At 69.8% G+C, this 14,581-nt stretch carries 11 protein-coding genes and 1 pseudogene; 9 read left to right on the plus strand and 3 right to left on the minus strand.

Features of this window, described 5'->3' with window-relative positions:
• Positions 1-44: 44 nt before the first annotated feature.
• The gene (locus tag ACH4MY_RS23120; RefSeq protein ID WP_398005614.1) at positions 45-938 is read right to left on the minus strand and encodes a LysR family transcriptional regulator; all 894 of its coding nucleotides are present in this window, start codon (positions 936-938) and stop codon (positions 45-47) included.
• 133 nt (positions 939-1,071) lie between these two features.
• On the opposite strand from ACH4MY_RS23120, the gene ACH4MY_RS23125 reads away from it, so the two are divergent.
• The 6 genes from ACH4MY_RS23125 (at position 1,072) to ACH4MY_RS23150 (ending at position 8,964) form a co-directional block, all read left to right on the plus strand.
• Positions 1,072-2,652 carry an ABC transporter substrate-binding protein gene (locus ACH4MY_RS23125; RefSeq protein ID WP_398005615.1) on the plus strand — a complete coding sequence of 527 codons (1,581 nt, stop codon included), beginning with the start codon at positions 1,072-1,074 and terminating at the stop codon, positions 2,650-2,652.
• The gene (locus ACH4MY_RS23130; RefSeq protein ID WP_398005616.1) at positions 2,652-3,668 is read left to right on the plus strand and encodes an ABC transporter permease; all 1,017 of its coding nucleotides are present in this window, start codon (positions 2,652-2,654) and stop codon (positions 3,666-3,668) included. The genes ACH4MY_RS23125 and ACH4MY_RS23130 overlap by 1 nt, the downstream gene beginning before the upstream one ends.
• The gene (locus ACH4MY_RS23135; RefSeq protein ID WP_398005617.1) at positions 3,665-5,641 is read left to right on the plus strand and encodes a dipeptide/oligopeptide/nickel ABC transporter permease/ATP-binding protein; all 1,977 of its coding nucleotides are present in this window, start codon (positions 3,665-3,667) and stop codon (positions 5,639-5,641) included. Before ACH4MY_RS23130 ends, ACH4MY_RS23135 begins: the two co-directional genes overlap by 4 nt.
• On the plus strand, positions 5,638-6,432 hold the full coding sequence (locus tag ACH4MY_RS23140; RefSeq protein WP_398005618.1) for an ABC transporter ATP-binding protein: 795 nt from the start codon (positions 5,638-5,640) through the stop codon (positions 6,430-6,432). The genes ACH4MY_RS23135 and ACH4MY_RS23140 overlap by 4 nt, the downstream gene beginning before the upstream one ends.
• Positions 6,429-7,334, plus strand: coding sequence for a carbon-nitrogen hydrolase family protein (locus tag ACH4MY_RS23145; RefSeq protein WP_398005619.1), 906 nt, complete (start codon positions 6,429-6,431; stop codon positions 7,332-7,334). Before ACH4MY_RS23140 ends, ACH4MY_RS23145 begins: the two co-directional genes overlap by 4 nt.
• A gap of 232 nt (positions 7,335-7,566) precedes the next feature.
• Positions 7,567-8,964, plus strand: coding sequence for an aminotransferase class III-fold pyridoxal phosphate-dependent enzyme (locus ACH4MY_RS23150; RefSeq protein ID WP_398005620.1), 1,398 nt, complete (start codon positions 7,567-7,569; stop codon positions 8,962-8,964).
• Between the two features lie 252 nt (positions 8,965-9,216).
• Here ACH4MY_RS23150 and ACH4MY_RS23155 read toward each other — a convergent pair.
• Positions 9,217-9,605, minus strand: a pseudogene (locus ACH4MY_RS23155) (ATP-binding protein).
• Positions 9,606-10,514: 909 nt separating this feature from the next.
• On the opposite strand from ACH4MY_RS23155, the gene ACH4MY_RS23160 reads away from it, so the two are divergent.
• The 3 genes from ACH4MY_RS23160 to ACH4MY_RS23170 all read left to right on the plus strand — a co-directional run bounded on the left by ACH4MY_RS23160 (position 10,515) and on the right by ACH4MY_RS23170 (position 12,931).
• Positions 10,515-10,844 (plus strand): MerR family transcriptional regulator, encoded by a 330-nt coding sequence (locus ACH4MY_RS23160; protein WP_398005621.1) that lies wholly within the window; start codon positions 10,515-10,517, stop codon positions 10,842-10,844.
• 230 nt (positions 10,845-11,074) lie between these two features.
• Positions 11,075-11,278 (plus strand): cold-shock protein, encoded by a 204-nt coding sequence (locus tag ACH4MY_RS23165; RefSeq protein WP_055603386.1) that lies wholly within the window; start codon positions 11,075-11,077, stop codon positions 11,276-11,278.
• Between the two features lie 480 nt (positions 11,279-11,758).
• Entirely contained in the window at positions 11,759-12,931 is a 1,173-nt protein-coding gene (locus ACH4MY_RS23170) for a PP2C family protein-serine/threonine phosphatase (RefSeq protein WP_398005622.1), read from the plus strand.
• 1,080 nt (positions 12,932-14,011) lie between these two features.
• On the opposite strand, the gene ACH4MY_RS23175 is transcribed toward ACH4MY_RS23170, so the two are convergent.
• The gene (locus tag ACH4MY_RS23175) at positions 14,012-14,161 is read right to left on the minus strand and encodes a hypothetical protein (RefSeq protein WP_398005623.1); all 150 of its coding nucleotides are present in this window, start codon (positions 14,159-14,161) and stop codon (positions 14,012-14,014) included.
• Positions 14,162-14,581 lie beyond the last annotated feature (420 nt).

Consider the following 14,581-nt stretch of genomic DNA (forward strand, 5'->3'; position numbering starts at 1 on the left):
CTCCCGGACGGCTTTCGTGGCCGACCGGCCCGGTTCCGGCCGGTTCAGCTCCCCGCTGCGTCCGGCCCGTACTGCTCGACGCAGAAGCGGGCCAGGCCGGTGGCGAAGGACTCGATGGTGCGCAGCGCGTAGTGGCCGGCGTCCCAGGCCGCGTGCAGCCGGATGTGCAGGGGCTCCCCGTGCTGGTCGATGATCAGCAGGGGGTGCAGCCCGAAGCGGGGGTCGTCGGAGACGACGGCGATGCCGTGTCCCGAGGCCGTCATCGCCTGGGCGACCTGCGGGGTGTCGCACTCCAGGACGATGTCGAGGTAGCTGCCCGCGTCCTGTACCGCCTGGTCCAGGATGCGGCGGGTGCCGTGCGCGAGGGTGAGGACGATCAGCGGCTCACCGGTCAGCTCCTGGATGGTGATCCGGTCCCGGTCTGCCCAGGGGTGCGAGGGCGGCACGTAGGCCCACACGGGCAGCCGGGCCACGGGGAGCCCCGCGTAGCGGCTGCGCGGCGGGGCTGAGGAGATCGCCACGTCGGCGCCCCGGGTGAGGGCTTGGTAGGCGCGTACCGGGCTCTCCGCCTGCACCGTGACCAGGGGGTCCTCCGGACCCCAGGTGGCCAGGAACGGGGCGATCACGTCGGTGATGGTGGTGGCGGGGGCCGCCACGGTGATCCGCATCGCCCGCCCGGACGCCAGCGAGCCGGCGGCGGCGAGGGCGGTGTCGGCGCGGGTCACCAGGTCCCGGGCGAGGGGCAGGAAACGGCGGCCGGCCGCCGTGAGTTCCATCCGCTTGCCCGTGCGGTCGAACAGTGTCACTCCCAGGGACGTCTCGAGTCCGCGCAGTTGGCGGGAGAGCGAGGGCTGGGCGATATGGACCTCGGCCGCCGCCCTGGTCACCGAGCCGCTTTCGACGACCGCCAGGAAATAGCGCAGCACCCTGAGCTCCATAGCGAACCTCCTGCCCATGCCTCGCAGGCATGAAAGTCAACCCAATCAAGTATTGGAGGGTTATAGCTCACCGGGCCCATTGTTGTCTCACTTTGAACAGCCGGCGAATGCGCCTTCCCCGAGGAGCGAACTCATGGCCACGCCCCGAAGAACCCCTGCCGCCGCCGCTCTGGTGGCCTGCGGTCTGCTCGTGTCTGCCTGTACCGGTACCGACAGCGGTACCGACAGCGCCGGTCAGATCCTCAATGTGGCAACCACTGCCGAGGTCACGACCTGGAATCCGGTGAAGTCCTTCTCCACCGAGGTCTACTACCTCAGCAACGTCTACGAGCCGCTGCTGTGGATGAACCCGCCCGGCTCGAAGGAACGCTTCCGCCCCGCCCTCGCCGAGCGCTGGGAGTCCTCCGCCGACGCCAGGACGTGGACCTTCCATCTGCGCGAGGGGGTCACCTTCCACGACGGCGAGCCGATGAACGCCGCGGCGGTCAAGGCGTCCCTGGAAGCCTCCGCCAAGGACGGCGGAGCTGCCTTCATCTGGTCGGCGCTGGACACCATCGAGACACCGGACGAGCACACGGTCGTGCTCAAGCTGAAGAGCGCCGCCCCGGTCGACATGATCGCCTCGTCCATGTACGGGGCGTGGATCGTCAGCCCCAAGGCCCTGACCAAGGGCGAGGACTACTTCGCCAAGGGCGTCGACGCAGGTACCGGCCCCTACCGGGTCTCGGAGTACCAGGCGAAGAAGAGGGTCGTCCTCAAGGCGTACGACAAGTACTGGGGCGGCTGGCAGGGCGAGCGCTACCGCACGGTCGTCGCCAGGATCACCGCCGAGCCGACCGCGCAGCAGCAGATGCTCGAGTCCGGACAGGTCGACTACGCCGGCTCGCTGCCCCTGGAGAACATCGCCCGGTTCAAGAAGGACAAGCGTCACACCGTCACCGAGTGTCCCACCTTCCAGAGCCACACGGCCTTCTTCAACACCACCAAGGGCCCGTTGAAGAACGTGAAGGTACGCCAGGCATTGGCGCAGGCCATTCCGTACGACGACATCGTCAAGGTGGGCACCGAAGGCTTCGGCGCCCGCGCTCGCGGCCCCGTACCGGCCGGCGCCTTCCCTCACGACGCGCAGCTGCCGCAGACGCCGTACGACCTGGAGGCGGCCCGTCGGCAGCTCACCGAGGCCGGATACGAGGGCGGCAAGGGCCTGAAGCTGACCCTCAGCTACGCGGCGGAGAACGCACAGCAGGCCAAGTACGCCCCGCTGATCAAGGACTCCTTCGCCAAGGTCGGCGTGACGGTCGAGCTGCAGCCGATCCTGTTCAACCAGCAGTGGGAGAAGGCCAAGGCGGACCCGGCCACGGCGCAGGACATCTTCCTGCTGATGTACTGGCCGACCTATTCCGACGCCGGCTCGGACAACCTGGTCTCGTTCTTCCGCAGCAGCGACAAGCCCTTCTTCAACCTCAGCTACTGGAAGGACGCCACGTACGACAAGCTCGTCGACGAGGCCGGCACCCACACCGCCACCGACCAGGACAAGGCCGCCGAGCTGTACGGCAAGGCGCAGCGCCGACTCCTTGAGCAGGCCCCCGGCGCGTTCCTCTACGACGTGCGCACCCCCGTCGTGATGAACAGCGAGGTCAAGGGCTTCGCGTGCAACCCGAACTACTCCTTCTCCATCCCCTTCCACCAGCTGAGCCACGGAGCCAGCTGATGCCGCGCTTCCTGCTGCGCCGGCTGCGCGGCTCCCTGCTCGTCCTGCTCGGGGTCAGCGCGATCACCTTCGTCCTCGCCCGAGTGATCCCCTCCAACCCCGCCCTCACCTATGTCGGCGCCAAGGCGACGCCTGAGGAGGTCGAACGGGTGACCCACGCCCTCGGCCTCGATCAGCCGCTGCCGGTCCAGTACCTGTCGTATCTGCGCAACGTGCTGACCGGGGACTGGGGCACCTCGATCGCCACCAAGCAGCCGGTCCTCGGTGAGCTCGGCGACCGGCTGCCCGCCACCCTCGAACTCGTCGGCGCCGCCATGGCGGTGGCGCTGGTGCTGGGCGTCACGCTCGGCTGCATAGCCGCGGTGCGGCCCGGCAGGCTGATCGACCAGGCGGTGCGGCTGCTGTCCATCGCGGGCGTCTCGGTGCCCGCCTTCTGGCTCGGGCTGCTGCTCCAGCTGCTGGTCTTCGGCCGCCTGGGACTGCTGCCGCCCACCGGACGCATCGACAGCGACCTGGAGTTCACCGCTCCGATCCACTCGATCACCGGACTGAACACGGTGGACGCGCTCCTCACCGGCAACGGCGCGGCGCTGGCCAGCGCCGCGGCGCACCTGATCCTGCCGGCCCTGACCCTGGCCGCCTACCCGCTCGGCGTCGTGGCCCGCATGACCCGCACCAGCATGCTGGAGGCGCTCCAGCAGGACCACATCCGCGTCGGCCGCGCCTACGGGGTCCCCGAACGCACCCTCGTCTGGGGCGTCGCCCTGCGCAACGCCCTCCCGCCCACCGTCACGGTGCTCGGTCTGACCGCCGCCTACGCCCTGACCGGCGCCTTCTTCGTCGAAGTGGTCTTCGACTGGCCGGGCCTCGGGCAGTACGCCGCCTCCGGCCTGCTGAGCCTGGACTACCCGGCGGTCATGGGCGTCACCCTCATCGGCGCCGTCGCCTACGTCCTCGTCAACCTCGCGGTGGATCTCGTCCACGCGCGCCTCGACCCGCGAGTGAGGCCGGCATGAGCCACAGCCCGCAGACCATTCCCCCGCGCAGCGCCCGCTTCACCGCCCTGCTCCGCGACCCGCTCGCCGTCATCGGCCTGGTGCTGCTCGTGGCCCTGGTCGCCGCCGCCGTGCTCAGCCCCTGGCTCGCCCCGCACCCGGATCAGGGCGCCGGATCCGCTGAGGTCGCCGCCCGCCACCTGCCACCCGGTGTCGACCACCTGCTCGGCACCGACAACCTCGGCCGCGACGTGCTCAGCCGCGTCATCTACGGCGCCCGGCCGGCGCTGACCGTACCGCTCCTCGTGGTCGGGCTCGCCGTGCTGGTGGGCGTACCGCTGGGGCTGATCGCAGGCTTCCGCGGCGGGCGCGTGGGCGAGGCGATCATGCGGTTGTGCGACATGTTCCTGGCCTTCCCGCCCCTGCTGCTCGCCATGGCGATCGTGGCCACCCTCGGCCCCGGCCTGGAGCACGCCGCCCTCGCGCTGGCCATCGCCTGGTGGCCCTGGTACACCCGGCTGGTCCAGGGCATCACCGCATCCATGCGTGAGCGGCCCTTCGTCGAGGGAGCGCGCGCCCTGGGGCTCAAGGACCGAGTCGTCATGGTCCGGCACATCCTGCGCAACGCCGTCTCACCGATCCTGGTGCAGGCCACCGTCGACATCGGCACGGTGATCCTGGCCGCAGGATCACTGGCCTTCCTCGGCCTGGGCACCCGCCCGCCGCAGGCGGACTGGGGCCTGATGGTGGCCGAGGCCCGCGGCGACCTCCAGACCCACTGGTGGGCGGCGCTCTTCCCGGGCCTGGCGATCCTCCTCACCGTGCTGGCCTTCAACCTCTTCGGCGACGCTCTGCGTGACGTGTTCGACCCGCGTACGGAAGCCCGCTCCGCCGCCGCACGACGCGGCCTTCGCACACTGGCCGGGCAGGCCGCCGCTCTGTTGCGGCGCCGGCCGGAGGGGAAGGTCACCGACGCGGTGAGCCCCCTGCCCGCCGGCAAGAATGAGACCGCGCCCGCCTCGGGCGAGCAGCCCGCAGACGGCCAGGCGGCACCCCTGCTGGAGATCTCCCGGCTGCGCGTCACCATCGGCGACGCCGCCGTCGTACGCGACGTCTCCCTCCAAGTGCGCGCGGGTGAGGTAGTGGGGGTGGTCGGCGAGAGCGGCTGCGGCAAGTCCCTGACCGCCCTCAGCGTCCTCGGCATGCTCCCCGCCGGAGCCGGAACCACCGGCGCCATCCGGCTCCAGGGCCAGGACCTGCGGGCCGCCGGCTTCCACACGGTCCGTGGCCGGAAGGTGGCCATGGTCTTCCAGAACCCCGCCGCCTCCTTCGACCCCGTCACACCGCTCGGCCGCCAACTCGCCCGGCTGGTACGCCTCCACCAGGGCGGCACCCGGACCGAAGCGGCCCAGGAGGTCAGCACAGCACTGACGGAAGTGGGCCTGGACGCCGAGCGCGTCACGCGCTCCTACCCCCACCAGCTCTCCGGCGGCATGCTGCAGCGCGTCATGATCGCCGCCGCTCTGCTGTGCCGGCCCGATCTGCTCATCGCCGACGAGCCGACCACCGCCCTGGACGTCACCGTCGCCAAGGAGATCCGCTCCCTGCTGCGCCGCCTGCAGGCCGAGCACGGCTTCGGAGTCCTGTACATCACCCACAACCTGGGCGAGGTCCGCGAACTGTGCACCCGGATGTACGTGCTCTACGCCGGGCAGGTCGTCGAATCAGGCCCGGTGACCGACGTACTGGACACCCCCGACCACCCCTACACCCGCGCCCTGCTCGCCGCCCTCCCCGACAGGGCCGCCCCCGGCAGAGCGCTGCCCGCCATCCCCGGCAGCGTGCCGGACCGCCCCGACCTGCTCACCGGCTGCCCCTTCGCCGACCGCTGTGCCCACACCACCGAGGCATGCACCGCCCCGCCGCCTCTCCACGCCGCCGGAGCGCGGGCCAGCGCCTGCCACCTCACCCAGCCGAAGGGAGTTCCCGCGTGATCCTCGACGTACGCCAGCTCGTCAAGACCTTCGGCTCGCACACCGCCGTCGCCGGCGTCGACCTCGCCATCACCGCAGGCGAAGTACACGCCCTGGTAGGTGAGTCGGGCTCGGGCAAGACCACCCTCGCACGCTGCGTGCTCGGCCTGATCCAGCCCACCTCCGGCACTGTCCACATCGCGGGCAGCCCGCTCACCGGGCTGCGCCGCAAGGAGCTGCGGCGGCTGCGCCACCAGGTACAGATCGTCTTCCAGAACCCATACGCCGCCCTCAACCCCCGGATGACCGTCCGGCAACTCATCGCCGAGCCCCTGCGCGAGGCCGGCCGCCCCGTGACCGACGCCGCCGCGGAACTCGAGCGCGTCGGCCTGCCCGCGACCGTTTTCACCCGCTACCCCCACCAGCTCTCCGGCGGCCAGTGCCAGCGCGTCGCCATCGCCCGCGCCCTCGCCGTCGGGCCCTCGCTGCTGGTGCTGGACGAACCCACCTCCGCCCTCGACGTCTCCGTCCAGGCCCAGATCCTCAACCTGCTGCTCGACCTGCGCGAGCACAGCGACCTCGCCTTCCTCCTCATCACCCACGACCTGGGCGTGGTCCGGCACATCGCCGACCGGGTCAGCGTCATGCTGCACGGCGAACTCGTCGAGACCGGGCCCACCGCCCAGGTCCTGGACTCCCCCCAGCACCCCTACACCCGCAGGCTGCTCGACGCCGTCCCCGGAATCCACCCACCGGACGTGACCCCGCCGAGCACACCCGCAGCCGCCACCGCACAAGGAGCCGTCCAGTGAGCCGAATCCTCGGCGTCGCCCTCGCCCAGGTCGCACCCGTGACCGGCGACCCCCAGGCGACCTTCGCGAAGTTCAGCCGCGAGGTGCGCTCCCTCAAGGCCCTCTCCCCGTCCATCGACCTGGTGGTCTTCCCCGAGCTGTACCTGAGCGCCTTCGGCAGCTTCGACGCCCGCCACCCGGCCGGCTACCTCGACCGCCTCGCCGAACCGATCCCGGGCCCCACCACCGACGCGGTGTGCCGGCTCGCGGTCGAAACCGGGCTGTGGATCGTCCCCGGCAGCATCCCGGAGCGGTCGGCCAAGGGCGTCCACAACACGGCCGTCGCCATCTCCCCGCAGGGTGAAGTGGTGGCCTCGTACCGCAAGATCTTCCCCTGGATGCCGTACGAGACCTCCGTGCCCGGCGACACCTACGTCACCTTCGACATCCCGCAGGTAGGCCGCTTCGGCCTGGCGATCTGCTACGACGGCTGGGTGCCGGAGATCTCCCGCACGCTCGCCTGGATGGGCGCCGAGGTCATCATCCAGCCCACCTACACCCGCACATCCGACCGCGAGCAGGAACTCGTTCTCGCTCGCGCCAACGCCATCACCAACCAGGTGTACGTTCTCAACCCGAACATCGGCGGGCTCTTCGGCACCGGCCGCAGCATCGCCACCGACCCCGAAGGCCGTGTGCTGGCCCAGGGCGGCGCAGGCGAGGAGTTCCTCACCTTCCACCTCGACCTCGACCTCGTGGCCACCACCCGTGAACACGGCACCCTCGGCCTGAACCCCCTGTGGAAGCAACTGCGCGACTCCCCGCCCCCCTTCCCGCCTGCCAGCGAGGGCTACGACAAGGGCCAGATCATGACCGGCCTCGGCTCGCTGCATCCCGCCCGGGCCGGATCGACAGGAGCCTGAGACACCCAGCGGTCCCGCGGTCCCGACCGACAGCCCCGCGCCTGAGGCCCCTCTCCTTAGCGGGCGTCAGGTCTCCGCTGCCGAGCCCTTTCGGAGCCGCCCTTCAGACACCGCTCCAGCGGCCGGCAACTACTCACGAAGCGCGGCCGACTCTTGCGCCTGGGGCCGCCCCCTCGCTCCGCCGGGCCCGTCGCCTGCCCCCATGTGCCCGCCGACCTCCCCGGAGAACACCGTGCCCGACCACCCCGCCACCCCACACCACGCCGACCGGCTGCGCGAAGCAGCCGGCAAGCACCTGCTCCTGCACTTCGGCCAACACGCAAACCTGCGCAACGGTCAGGGAATCTTCCTGCCCGACCGGGCCGACGGCGTCTACGTCTACGACGCCGCCGGAACCCGCTATATCGACGCCCTGTCCGCTCTGTTCTCCGCACAGCTCGGCTACTCCTACGGCCCCGAGTTCGCCAAGACGGCCGAACAGCAACTCAACCGACTGCCGTTCAGCACCCTGTGGAACACCGCGCACCCCGCCGCCATCGAGCTGGCCGAGCGACTTGCCGCTCTGGCACCCGACGGCATCAACCGCGTGTTCTTCACCTCCGGCGGCTCGGAGTCCGTGGAGTCCGCGTGGAAACTCGCCCGCATGTACCACGTCGCCCAAGGCCAGCCCCAGCGCACCAAAGCCATCGCCCGCCGCACCGCCTACCACGGCCTGACCATGGGCGCCCTCGCCCTCACGGGAATCCCCGCGCTCAAGGAACCCTTCGGCGCGCCTGCCTTCGAGGTCACCCACGCACCCAACACCAACCGTTACCGCACCACCGACACCGACGAGGACGCGTTCACCCGGCGGCTGCTGGCCGAAACCGAAGCGGCGGTGCTGGAGGCCGGCCCGGAGAACGTGGCCATGCTCATCGCCGAACCCGTGCAGAACTCCGGAGGCTGCCTCACGCCTCCGGCGGGCTACTGGGCGGGGCTACGGGCGATGGCGGACAAGTACGGCTTCCTCCTGGTCGCGGACGAGGTCATCACCGGTTTCGGCCGCATCGGCGAATACTTCGCCGTGACCAAGTACGGTGCGGTCCCCGACATGATCACCACAGCCAAGGGCCTCACCTCGTCCTACGCGACGCTTGGCGCCGTCCTGGTGTCCGACGAGGTCTCCGCGCCCTTCTTCAAGGACGGCGTGACCCTTCTGCACGGGCTGACCTTCGCCGGGCATCCGGTCGCCGCCGCCACCGCCCTGACCAACCTCGACATCTTCGAACGAGACGGCGTCCTGGACAACGTCCGCGGCCTGACCGGTCACCTCCACAAGCGGCTCGCCGAACTGACCGAACTGAACATCGTGGGCGACGTACGCGGCGACGGCTTCTTCTGGGCGCTGGAGCTCGTCGCCGGAGCGGACGGCCGACGCTTCACCCCCGACCGCCAGAACGAACTCGTCAAGCAGTTCCTACCCGCACGCATGCGTGCCCTCGGACTCCTGGCCCGGGCGGACGACCGCGGCGACCCGGTCGTGCAGATCGCACCACCCCTGATCGCCACCCGCGACGAACTCGACCATGTCGTCGATCTGCTCGGCCAGGCCCTGGCTGATGCGGACCGCCATTTCCTCCACGCCCGCTGACCATCAGTACTCACGCCGCTCGTGCGGGACGGCTTCAAGCCAGGCGCCTCCCCTCTTCGGCTAGAGGATCGGCATCGTCGGGCGGTGCAGATCTGTTTCCGCAGGGGGCCACGAAGCCGTGAAGAGGGCGTGTTGGACGGCGGCAATTTGGAGACGGTCCCCGGCTACCCATACCTGGTGCGGAGGCTCCCGTTTCAAAGTTGCCCGCTCATCGCGGCCATGCCGCCAGGCGAGCGTTGCGCTGCGATCTGCCTACCGGGACAGCAAGGCGCGTAGGGCTTTGCCGCCGCTCGGTGCTGCGGTGACTTGGGTGGAGCGGGCGAGTCGGTTGACCATGGGCCACCCGAACCCTCCGGTGCCGCCGTTGAGGTCGGGGGTGCGCATGCGCGGGGCATGGGGACTGGTGTCGTGCCCGGCCACCTCGATGCCGTCCGGGCGGGCGGCCAGGTCGAGGGTGCAGTGCCGCCGCCGTGGCGCAAGGCGTTGGTGACGAGCTCCGAGACCACCAGGACCACGGTGTCGGCGGCCTCGGGCGCGGGCGCCGGCATGAACCCGTCGAGGAAGGTCCGGGCCCTGTCTCGCGCCCATGCGACGGAACCCGCGGGGTGGTCGATCGCGACGTCGACGGTCATCGTGTCCATCAGGTCCCCCTGGTCGCTGAACCACCCATGCCCGTTCTCCCCTCCCCGCCGCCTATGCCCCAGCAAGCGGCGGTTACCCCGGTGCGACCGCTCTGCGCCTCGCCTGCGTCACTGTTCGAGGCCGATTACCTCGTCGCTGGACACATAGAAATCTATATCGGCCGGAGTAGACATTGGGTAGTGGCGTCGCTATGGTTTCTCCCGTAGCCGAGAAGGACAGCAGGGCCTGGCAGAGACGAACTGCCGGCAGGCAGTACCAGCAGTGCAGGTAGTTGCAGTTCGCAGGACGGTGCGGCAGTGGAGTTTCGAAGCCAGGGAAGTTGCGGGACGGCGACGGGACTGACGGCCGGACCGGGTGGCCCGCAGTGATCAGGGGCCGCCGCAGCGGGACCGCGGTCATGGCAGGTGCGGTACCCGCGAGTGCAGTGCGCAGTACCCAGCAGTGAAGTCAGTGAGCGGTACCCCTGGTGAAGGCGTCGGCTGCGGACGCGCGCACCGGGAAGTTCGGCAGTGGGGTTCTAAGCCAGAGCAGACGCAGGACGGGCAACGGGGCTGGCTGCCGAAGAGTGGCGCTGCCACAGGCCACTGAGCAGGTCGCATCACCAGCAGTACCCGCAGGACGCAGTATCCCGTAGTAGGTAGTTGATCACCGAGGAATAACGGAGGAACGAAGCACCATCGGGATCGCCCGGGCGTCAGCCTGAGCCCGGGTACCGCAGGACATCGATAGTGAGGTGGTCTCCGGTCAAGCAACCGCGATCCCCGCACTCCCGACAGCTACTGGGTCGGGTAGGCGGACACAGAAGGCCGGCGCAGTATCAGGGCCGGCACGTGGTGTAGAAGTTCCTTCGGGGCCCGGGTGCCAGTACGGCACCCGGGCCCCTCCACACGTTCCAGAGAGAGGTGCAGATGACAGCAGACGACTCCTACGGCCGTCTCGACGACGACGACCACCCCGCCTACACGATGGGCCGGGCCGCCGACACGCTCGGCACCACCCCCGCCTTCCTGCGCGCCCTGGGCGAACACCGCCTGATCACCCCGCTGCGCTCGGAGGGCGGCCACCGACGCTACTCCCGCTACCAGCTGCGCATCGCCGCCCGCGCCCGCGAACTCGTCGACCAGGGCACCCCCATCGAAGCCGCCTGCCGCATCATCGTCCTCGAAGACCAGCTCGAGGAAGCCCAGCGCATCAACGCTGAATTCCACCGCGCCGCCCAGACGGCGGCAGCGGCCTGAGACGGTCCTGGCCCGCTGTATCTCGGCGGGCCCGCCCCCACTTGGAGGAGTACCTCTGGTGACGGGGTGTGCAGACGTGTACCGTCCCCGTTAGCTGTCGTGGTTCGGAAGTTCCCCTTTGCCCACGTCTTCGGCGGGGGCGTTTTGCTGTGCTGTGCCGCAGGAGCCAGGGCGATCACCTCCGCCTCCCACGTGTGTGGGAGGCGTTCATCGACTGGAAGGCATGGAACATGGCTACGGGAACTGTGAAGTGGTTCAACGCGGAGAAGGGCTTCGGCTTCATCGCCCAGGACGGCGGCGGCCCGGACGTCTTCGCCCACTACTCGGCGATCAACTCCACGGGCTTCCGTGAGCTCCAGGAAGGCCAGACCGTGACGTTCGACGTCACCCAGGGCCAGAAGGGCCCCCAGGCGGAGAACATCAACCTCGCCTGACCCGCCCCACCGGCGGAACCGGGGGCACCGGACTCAGAGCACACGGCTGCTCCGCGCGTTCCGGGTTGAGTGTCCCCGGAACCCGCTATGCCTTGTCGCCACCGTGGAACTGGCGGAATGAGCAAGGCCGAGGGGACCTGGCGCAGGACGCGCTGGTCGAGGTGAGCGCGCGCCGGTCGCCAGAGCTGCATCAACGTTGACCGAGGCCCTGCACGCCAGTAACCGGCCTCGCCGTGCTGCGGCGCGACACGGCAGACCTGTGGTCGGCGCTCTCCTGGTGGATGATGTGTAGGTGAAGGGCCTGGCTGATGGCGCTTACCTTGGCGGATCGCCGGATCGCCGGATCGCCGGATCGCCGGATCGCCGGATCGCCGGATCGCCGGATCGGCGCAGGAGGGGCTCGTCGAAGGGACCGTGGCCGTGAGTGATAGGCGGAGTGAGCTTCCTCGGCTTCTGACCGCAGCGGAGACGGCCGCGCCGGTGGATGTCGTCGACGTCGTCGCGCGGGACCTGCAGCGGAGGTTCGAGGCCGTGGAGGTCTCCTTTCTCATCGTGGACCTGACGGGGAAGTCGGTGGCCCGGCTGTCCACCACCGTTGTGGGGGGAGGCGACCGGGAAGCGGAACGGATTCCCTTGTTCGGCAGCGTGTACGAACATGTGATCCGTACCCAGCGGCTGCACCAGGAGGCGACCCACCGCGGACACCGCGTGATCGCGCCCGTCACCAACCGGGGGGACGCAATCGGACTCCTGGAACTCCAACTGCCGACCGGACCCGACGAGGACACCCTCGCCGCGGTCGGAGAAGCCGCGCACGTCCTGGCCTACGTCGTGATCGCCAACGGCCGCTTCACCGACCTTTTCACCTGGGGCAAGCGTTCCCGGCCGCCCACCCTGGCAGCGGAGATCCAGTACCAGCTGCTGCCGCCGTCCCTGTCGTGCGAGGCGGCCCAGTTCACGCTGTGCGGGAGCCTTGAGCCCTCCGAAGCCCTCAGCGGCGACACCTTCGACTACATCCTGGACCGTGACACCCTGCACGTGTCGGTGACCGACCCCATGGGGCACGACGTCAACGCGGCCCTGGCCGCCACCGTGCTGGTCGGGGCCCTGCGGGGCGCCCGCCGGGCAGGGGCCGGCCTGGTGGAGCAGGCTCATCTGGCGGACCAGGCCCTGGCCGACCACGGCCAGGGCCACGCCACAGGGCAGCTCTTGCGCATCAACCTGCACACCGGGCGGGCCCAGCTCGTCAACGCCGGCCACCCCTGGCCACTGCGACTGCGCCAAGGGGTCGCGAAGGCGATCACCTTCGAGGTGGATCACCCCTTCGGGCTGTCCGTGCCCATGCCCCACCCCTACCGTGCCCAGGACATCGACCTGCGCCCCGGTGACCGCCTGCTCATGTTCACCGACGGCATGCTCGAACGCCACGGGGAGCAGGTCGATCTTGCCGACCTGCTGGAGCGCACCCGGAACCTGCACCCCCGGGAGACCGCTCTGATGCTGACTTCAGCGGTACGGGACGCGGCTGGCGGCCGCCTCGAGGACGACGCCACCGTGATGTGCCTGGACTGGCATGGCCCACAGGAGACGCAGCGGCACGTCAGCTCCGGCGCGGACACCCACCGAGCCTCGGCCGACCGCCCGAAGCCGTAGGCTCGGCCGTGCCGGCCGCGAAGGCGAACGCAGCAGAGCAGCGTGGTCGCCTTCGGCCGACGCGGTCGGCCGAACTTCGGGGGCTACTCCCGGATGCAGCCGCGCTCGATCCGCCCCGCCCCACGGAAAGGACGGCGAAATGCGTGGCGTCGATGCCGTTGGGGCCGTAGATGCCGGTGAGCTGGCCAGTGAGGAGTTCGAGCTGCATACGGACATGCCATCAGCTCGGCTACGTTGCGTGCGAGGCGCTTGAGCTCCCTTCACCTGCCGTGCCGCGGCTGGTCAGAGCTCAACCGCCGGGAGGGATGTCGGTGTCATTGTCGGCTGTGACGCGAGCAGTGGCGTTTCTGATGGGTCGTCACGCATGGTTGGAGGCCGCCGGTGGAGCCGTCAGCTGTGTGGTCGGAGGCGTCCGGAAGTGGCTGGAGCGCTGGCTGCCGAGCTGTTGGCCACCCAGCCCCATCCGCTTCTCGGTAGTGACGTTCCGTGACGCCAGGTTGGGTGTCCGGTCAGCGTTGTGCCAGGGGCCGTAGGGACTCCAGTGCCTGAGAAAGGGACTGAGATCGTCGGCTCGTGGTTCGGGGATGTGGGGCAGCAGCCGGGGAGGTGTGTTCGGCGGGTCGAGGTGCTCCACGCGGGCTGTTGCCCAGTTGATCCATGCTTCGGCCTCGGTCCTACGTATTCCGTCAGTCGGGTGGCGTGGAGCCATGCCGCTTCCTGTGCTTCGAAGTGCCTGGCGCGGTACGTCTCGGCGTACTGGACGCGCGCTTCATCCATGGCGGCTTCCCGGCGGACTCGCTTTTGACGCGCTGCTTCGATCTCGTCGAGACGTCTGCGTTCGGAGGCTTCGCCGCGAAGCGTGACCTGCTGCGCGATCTCGGCGAGCCGGTCTTCGAGGGAGCGCCCGGGGGTGTCGGACCATTCGCCCGCCGGTTTGGTCAGGCCCAGCGGCTGGGGTTCGTTCTGCATGCCCCGGACCACGGTGTGCCGCCGCGCGAGCCGCGACGGCACGGGGACGGTAAGACGCCAGGCGGGGACGTCGACGAGCTTGATCTCATACCCGCCGCGGCACCAACCCCCTTACAGCTCCTTCGTCTCCGGGATTCTTCCGGACCTGCGTGCCGCGGCGACGCAGGAGGGCCACTTCTCCAAGTCCGGACCGCTGCCGCTCTTGATGATCCGGCCGCGGGCCTCCGCGAGCTCTTGCAGCAGCTGCTCCGTGAACGTCATGCGAGGCTGTGGGGAAGGACTCGGCTTTCGCGTAGTGGCCGGGGCTTCTTGCGCTCGGGTGGGCGGGGGTCGCGGAACTGTTGCTCGGGGTTTCCGCGAGCGCGACCCACGGGGAGGGTATGTGCCGTGCGCCAGACAGGGCCAGCCGGCGCTCCACTGCCCATCCCTCCGGGAGACCTTGACCAGGCCTCGGTTCTGCAGTGCCTGGCACGTGGTCTTGTACGAGCTGGTCTCCCAGGCGCCGGCAGGACACCCGGCTTCCACGCACTGCAGCGCCGAGAGCTGCCGCTCATCGACCTGCCGTTCCAATGACCTGCCCTTGACTCGTACCTGGCATCGGCGAGGCGGATGTTGTCAGCGTTGGTGGGGAACAGCGGGTGCTTTGCAAGGAATCGCTCGAACGAGCGACCGATGCCGGCT

Source organism: Streptomyces sp. NPDC017246 (assembly GCF_044331325.1).
Lineage (GTDB): Bacteria > Actinomycetota > Actinomycetes > Streptomycetales > Streptomycetaceae > Streptomyces.

Excerpts from the sequence above, each read along its gene's own strand:
- ACH4MY_RS23160 (WP_398005621.1), top strand. The coding sequence starts at position 10,515 with ATGACAGCAGACGACTCCTACGGCCGTCTCGACGACGACGACCACCCC.
- ACH4MY_RS23135 (WP_398005617.1), top strand. The coding sequence starts at position 3,665 with ATGAGCCACAGCCCGCAGACCATTCCCCCGCGCAGCGCCCGCTTCACC.
- ACH4MY_RS23130 (WP_398005616.1), top strand. The coding sequence starts at position 2,652 with ATGCCGCGCTTCCTGCTGCGCCGGCTGCGCGGCTCCCTGCTCGTCCTG.
- ACH4MY_RS23175 (WP_398005623.1), bottom strand. The coding sequence starts at position 14,161 with ATGACGTTCACGGAGCAGCTGCTGCAAGAGCTCGCGGAGGCCCGCGGC.
- ACH4MY_RS23165 (WP_055603386.1), top strand. The coding sequence starts at position 11,075 with ATGGCTACGGGAACTGTGAAGTGGTTCAACGCGGAGAAGGGCTTCGGC.
- ACH4MY_RS23120 (WP_398005614.1), bottom strand. The coding sequence starts at position 938 with ATGGAGCTCAGGGTGCTGCGCTATTTCCTGGCGGTCGTCGAAAGCGGC.
- ACH4MY_RS23125 (WP_398005615.1), top strand. The coding sequence starts at position 1,072 with ATGGCCACGCCCCGAAGAACCCCTGCCGCCGCCGCTCTGGTGGCCTGC.